Annotated in this window: 4 protein-coding genes and 3 pseudogenes; 2 read left to right on the top strand and 5 right to left on the bottom strand. The window is 42.7% G+C overall.

Annotation, left to right across the window (positions count from 1 at the left end; translation table 11 throughout):
* Window positions 1-863: 863 nt before the first annotated feature.
* Together J7529_RS24295 and J7529_RS24960 are read right to left on the bottom strand one after the other, a co-directional pair.
* Complete coding sequence (locus J7529_RS24295) at window positions 864-1,490, bottom strand: AAA family ATPase (RefSeq protein WP_318731122.1); 627 nt, start codon at window positions 1,488-1,490, stop codon at window positions 864-866.
* Between the two features lie 10 nt (window positions 1,491-1,500).
* A pseudogene (locus J7529_RS24960) lies at window positions 1,501-1,593 on the bottom strand (hypothetical protein); the annotation flags it as partial.
* A 99-nt stretch (window positions 1,594-1,692) separates the two neighbouring features.
* Between J7529_RS24960 and J7529_RS24290 the strand changes: the two are divergent.
* Window positions 1,693-2,094, top strand: coding sequence for a hypothetical protein (locus J7529_RS24290; protein ID WP_318731121.1), 402 nt, complete (start codon window positions 1,693-1,695; stop codon window positions 2,092-2,094).
* A gap of 178 nt (window positions 2,095-2,272) precedes the next feature.
* On the top strand, window positions 2,273-4,474 hold the full coding sequence (locus J7529_RS24285) for a Calx-beta domain-containing protein (RefSeq protein ID WP_318731120.1): 2,202 nt from the start codon (window positions 2,273-2,275) through the stop codon (window positions 4,472-4,474).
* A gap of 93 nt (window positions 4,475-4,567) precedes the next feature.
* Here J7529_RS24285 and J7529_RS24280 read toward each other — a convergent pair.
* From J7529_RS24280 to J7529_RS24275, 3 genes and pseudogenes are all read right to left on the bottom strand, one after another.
* A pseudogene (locus tag J7529_RS24280) lies at window positions 4,568-4,878 on the bottom strand (IS630 family transposase); the annotation flags it as partial.
* 638 nt (window positions 4,879-5,516) lie between these two features.
* A pseudogene (locus J7529_RS24955) lies at window positions 5,517-5,750 on the bottom strand (transposase); the annotation flags it as partial.
* A 65-nt stretch (window positions 5,751-5,815) separates the two neighbouring features.
* On the bottom strand, window positions 5,816-6,074 hold a 259-nt coding region (locus tag J7529_RS24275; protein ID WP_318731119.1), incomplete at its 5' end, for a transposase.

Below are 6,074 nucleotides of genomic sequence, written 5' to 3'. Positions count from 1 at the left end.
CATTGACTTGGTACTCCAATTGATCGTCACTTAAATTGAACAATTTTTGTAGGATAACTCACTTGAACATTAAGATAACGTCTAGGGGTTTACGACCGGCATTACTTGAGAGTTCACGGTCATGAATTTATTCGAGGATTGGACGAAACTCCTCCCAATGTACTAATTCATTCAGTTGAGAGAGCAGCGGTTTTTTCTCCTTTAGCTTTTTCTGACGGTTCTCTACGTGCAAAAAACTTATTTAACCCATGTTTTTTCCCTTACTTTTTCTTTCTTGATTATCTCATGAATTCACGGTATAGTCAATTAATAGAAGTGCCCTTAAGATAACATCTAGGGGTTTACAACCGGCATTACTTGAGAGTTCACGGTCATGAATTTGTTCAGGGATTGGACAAAACTCTTCCCAAGGTACTAATTCATTCAGTTGAGAGAGCAGCGGTTTTTATTCTTTAGCTTTTTCTGACGGTTCTCTACATTCCAAGAACTTATTTAACCCATGTTTTTACCTTTCTTTTTTCTTAATTATCTCATGAATTCACGGTATAGTCAATTAATAGAAGTGCCCTAAATGTGTATTGCGATAGGATTACTGTTCCTAACCTTTCTTCTCTGATATGTTGTACTAAATGATGGCATTGTTCCAGTTGGTATGATAGTTTTGTAATTACATCTCGTTCTTGAGTTACTTTAATTTTAGCAATCACTTGGGCTGTAAATTCTGCACCTTCAATACAAGCAATATTTAGTATCTCACGCATTTCAGGGGATAAAGGAGTAATACGCTCCTCAATAATTTCTTCAACTTTTGCTGGGAGCTTCTTCCAATTAAGCTGCTTAGATTCCTACCAAAATCCTTCTTCTTAGACTAAATCCCCTCGTTCTTGCATAGCGTGTAATAGTTCTGTTGTAAATAGAGCATGACCTCTAGTGCGGTCAAACAAAACTTTCCGAAAGGATGGACTAAGTTTGTTAGGTTCGCTATCAATCAGTGCATTAACAAAAGCCTGTCCATGTTCCTCAGTTGTCCGATCGAGATCAATCCATATATCACCATAAAGCCGTTTGATTTCGTTCAAGATTTGCTCTAGAGGATGCCGCTCACCATTCCGTCCTGCTGCCACATCACTGGGGCGATATAACCCAACAAACAAAACGCGACTATTTTTTAGCTCTCTAACCAGATAGAAAAAGAGGGTATTGGAAGAATTATCTACCCATTGAAGATCCTCTAGGATAATAACCGATGGACATTGTTCAGCTAAATTTCTGAGCAAAGCCGTATATTTTAGGAAAATTTGGGATTGCTCGATGTCGGCATGGCTTTTCTCTGCTGCCTTAGCGCGTTGTTCCAATTCTTCCAAATCTTCCAAGTCTTCTAAACCTTTAAGTAATCCCCCTTCTCTTGCACCGAAACGAGCCAGACCAGCCCAACATTGCCAGAATATTTCGGAAAGGAATGTAGGGATCGCTAATTCCGGTTTGGGCATTGCAGTTGCCTCTAGTAAACAGTAAGTTGTCATCAAGGGATGCCGAATGCGCCAAAAATTCTTCAATCAGACGCGACTTCCCTGTTCCTGCGTCACCCTTGATAAAACAAACCTGAGTTTCACCGTTGAGTGCTTGGCGTTAGAGGTGGTTTCACAAAAACGACGGAAATAATATACACAAAGGAACGCAGAATATGCCGAGTTGGGAATCTTATACTATGCGATTTATAACCCTTTACGAAAAAGGAAACCCCGGCTAGAAGTCTATCAATTGAAAGGAGAAGAATATCAGCTTCTCCCAGGAGAAGAACCCTTCTGGTTGCCAGAACTTAATTTAGGACTCGCTAGAGCAGAAGGAACCTATCAAGGGATAACTAGAGAATGGTTGTATTGGTATAATGATCAAGGAGAGCGCTATTTAACTCCAGAAGAGCAACTTTTATCAGCACGGCAACAAACTTTGCAAGCTCAAAGGCAAACTTTACAAGCCCAACAACAGGTTCATGAAGCCCAGCAGCAGGCTCGTGAAGCGCAAGAAAAAGTAGCACAATGGGCTAAAAAACTGAGGGAATTGGGCATAGATCCCAGTAGCTTAGATAAGTAATAGATTATTTCGCTTGATTGTCTTTACTGGGGTGTCCGAATCGGGGAAATCGTCCTTAGTGATGGTATTTACTCGAATGCGCTATTTCTTACATTAACTAAAATCAACCATAACATAGCGTGACAACCATCCAGATTCGGCTAAAATAAGCTAGTGGTTAGGGTGAGGACGTGAACCCATGGCAGTTATCAACGGTATGCCCGGCAATAACTTCATTGTCGGAACCCCAGCAAGCGATCAAATTTTTCTCCTAGCTGGTAATGATACAGTATTTTCTCAGCAAGGGGGTGACCTGATTTTCGGGAATTTCGGCAATGACCTGTTATCTGGGAATGAGAATAACGACAGTATTTTCGGAGAACAGGGAACCGATATTCTGATTGGGAATCAGGATGATGATTTCATGAATGGGAATCAGGATAATGATACCCTCTATGGCGGTCAGGGGAATGATATCCTCTATGGCGGTCAAGGCAATGACCTGGTATCCGGAGACCGAGGAAATGATGTTCTCCATGGAGATTTAGGCGCGGATGTGCTGCTTGGTGATGGCGGCCAGGATATTTTTGTCATGGGTCGGCGTAATATATTTGGACAATCTCCTACCACTGGCGGCCCGTTAATTACAGATGCAGATATTGCCGTTGATTTTGAAGATGGACAAGATTTACTCGGTTTAGAACCGGGTTTAGCCTTTGAAAATCTGTTAATTACTGCTGGAACTGGGCCATTTACTGGCACCACTGTCATTCAAGATGGGGTAACCAGCAACTATCTGATGGTGCTCTCTGGGGTTAATCCGAATCAGATTACCGTAGCAGACTTTACTACGAACTTAAATCCCATCCCTGCGCCAACGCCAACGCCAACGCCAACGCCAACGCCAACCCCGACACCCACTCCGATTCCCCCTCCTCAACCGTCCACGGTATCGGTCGAAGCGACCACCAATATTGCCGTAGAAGGAGACCCAGCCACCAATGGTATTTTTACCCTCACCCGTACTGGAGGCTCTACTGCTGCTGCACTGACCGTTAACTATACAGTGCAGGGAACGGCTGCAAATGGCACACGCTACCAAATGCTCAACGAGAGTGTAACTATTCCGGCTGGAGCCACAACAGTGGAATTACCTGTTGTCCCGATTAATAATGATAGTCCTAATACGGTTGAGGATGTGACGATTACCCTCTCGAATAGTGGGTTTTATATCGTAGGAACTCCAAATACGGCTCAGGTGAAAATTCTGGATGATGATTGGGTATATGTGGATGATAACTGGGCAACTCTAGCCAATGGTACACCCGTTGACCCCGATGGAGATGGGCCGCTGACTGAGGGAGACGGGATTATTGGTATTAATGCCTTTGCTCAAATTCAGGGCGGGATTAATCGCGTCTCTACTACACCCACTGGTAGCTTGGTGCAAGTGCTACCAGGGATGTATATTCCTGGCCAGGTGATTAATATTAATAAACCCGTGCAATTGTTGGGGCCCAATGCCAATCAAGCGTTGGGTGCTACTCGCAACCCAGAAGCAACTATTGGAGGTGCAGGAGGGTTTGTGGAATTTGACCGCCCTGGTTCTCCTGCGGGGCCAATTATTATCAATGGTTTCGAGTTTACCAGTGATGGGGATGCAGCGACTCCGGTAATGAATTTGAGAGATCCAGGTAGTGAGGTGGTTATTAGGAGTAATCGGTTTACCAATCTAATAGAAGATGGGATTTTCCGAGTATTGAATTCGCCTAATCCTCAAGGGTTTGGTACGTTGACGGTTCAAGATAATTTGTTTGATGGGATTACGGGCAATGGAAAGCGGGCGATGTTTATCTATGAGGTAGATACAGCAAATATTATTAATAATGCGGTGAATAATGTGGGTAATGCTGGTGAAGATGCTCCAGGAATCTTGTTGGATACGATTGGTTCAGCCAATATTAGTGGTAATCGTTTGAATGCAGTGCGCCAGCAGGGGATTCAAGTAGCTGGTGTGAGAGCCGGTGGCGGTACAGTCACCATTCAGAATAACCTGTTGGAAAATATTAATACAAATAATGGGGGCACAGATGGGGCGATTCGTCTGCGAGAGTCTCCGTTTGGAGCGACGTTGAGTAATGCAGGTAGTATTGTGGTTCGGGATAACCGAGTGACGGGTAGTAATAATGGGTTGGCGATTCGTCCGGGTACGGATTTGGGAGCGGGAGGCTTTTTGACGGTTACGAATAATGCGTTTGCTGTGAATGGCGGTACATTCTCAATTCTCCATAATGGTACGGGGACGCTGAATGCTGCGGGTAATTTTAGTGACACAATTGGCGGAACTGGACTGACGGCAGTCAATGTGGGTGGAGCGAGCGCTAGTAGTGTGGTTCTTTAGGTATAGTTTTCTACTGTTGTGAATTACCTGATCCCTATTTTAGCCGGGTCACGGTGTAGTGCAGTAGTGCCGTGACCGCTCTAATTTGGTGCATTAGAAAAAGAGGGATTCATCCCACTCAAACACTAGATAAAGATGTTTAGTTTAACCCGTGCATCTTCCGTAGTAAATTGCCAAATTACCTTTGCACACATCTGATTACGCTCGTGCTGCCAGGCATCAACTTCACTCCTGAGTTCTAAATCCGTGGCGATCCGACGCTTGAGACATTGTTCAGAAAGCACAGGTAACTCGGTTTCAGCGACATTCAACCAACTACCATTGCGTGGGGTGTGAATGATTTCTAAGCGCCGAGCGAAACGGTGAGCTTCATAGACCGGGAAAGTGTTATAGACAGAAGTAACCCTCTTCTGTCAAACTGGGAAAACACTTGTCTTGAGTGAATTCTAGAACTCTTGCAGTATCGGCGATCGCGACAGTTTTTCCTAACAGAAACTCGAAAATCCAGTCAGATCAGTACATCTCTCTCTCCATAGGGGATACAGCGATCGTGATTTCCGAAAGTGACAGAAGAGGGGAAATGGTATAATAATGGGTAGGAAAAGAGCAAAGGAATATATAGGAATACCATTTCTATGTAAAGATGCGCTTCATAATTGGATCTAAACCCTTGCTGTTCAAGGATTGATCAGTTGCAGCTTCATAGCGAAATGGTATCAGTGCTTTCAGTTATTGGTGAATCAGTTATCAAAAGAATTTCCAGAAACCCTGAATTTTCTGCAACTAGATAATGCAGGTTGTCATAAAAATATAGGGCACCTCTATTAATTGCTCTTTCGAGCAATTAATGAGATAAAAAAAGCCCACCTTTTTTCAAAAAGAGGGGATTTTATATATAGGAATAGACGGTCAATCATGAAGCCATCACTTTTTATTGTAACTCCCTAATTATAGTGAGGTTTAATTATATATCTGCGGTTGACCAGAAGACCTATCTGATATCATTTAAGCTGCAACCGATCAATCCTTGAGTAGCAAGGGTTTAGAGCCAATCATGAAGCGCATCTTTACATAGAAATGGTATGAGCAGATTAAATACTAAATTTCTCAAACCTATATTTGCTTTTGCTCTCACTTTCCCAATCGAACGTAGAAGCTTTCCTCCCATGCACATTACCCAAGCTCCAAATACATGCTCTACTTTTGCCCTCGTTCTTGATTTTTCTCTATTACTTAATTTTTGTTCTTCACTTAACGGTTTGTATCTTTCTCTCTTCTATGAGGTACAGCTTGAAGCCTTAGAACCTAAGCCATACAAGCTATTGCTAGAGAGCCTATTGCCTATTCCCTAGCGCGAAGCGCTATACACCCTTTTTCATTAATTTGGCTCTCAAATCCTAGCTTTGATAAGAGCCATTCAATTTCTTCACTCCGATAGGCGCTATCTGCCCATATTTCTGGTTCTGAATTCTCTATATCTATCAGTTTTCCCAATACTTTTGAGTCATAAACTGATGCATTTGTCCCTTCATATTTGCGAATAAATCCATATTTCTTATCGATACTTATATGATTTTTATAGCCGTAGTGATTTTTCCCA

It is taken from the genome of Roseofilum sp. Guam (assembly GCF_017746735.1).
GTDB lineage: Bacteria > Cyanobacteriota > Cyanobacteriia > Cyanobacteriales > Desertifilaceae > Roseofilum > Roseofilum reptotaenium.
Note: the sequence above shows the minus strand (reverse complement) of the source record. Positions and strands in the feature narration are given on the sequence as shown.

Bases quoted from the DNA above. Each gene is read 5' to 3' on its own strand.
- J7529_RS24295 (WP_318731122.1), bottom strand. From the start codon at position 1,490: ATGCCCAAACCGGAATTAGCGATCCCTACATTCCTTTCCGAAATATTC.
- J7529_RS24285 (WP_318731120.1), top strand. From the start codon at position 2,273: ATGGCAGTTATCAACGGTATGCCCGGCAATAACTTCATTGTCGGAACC.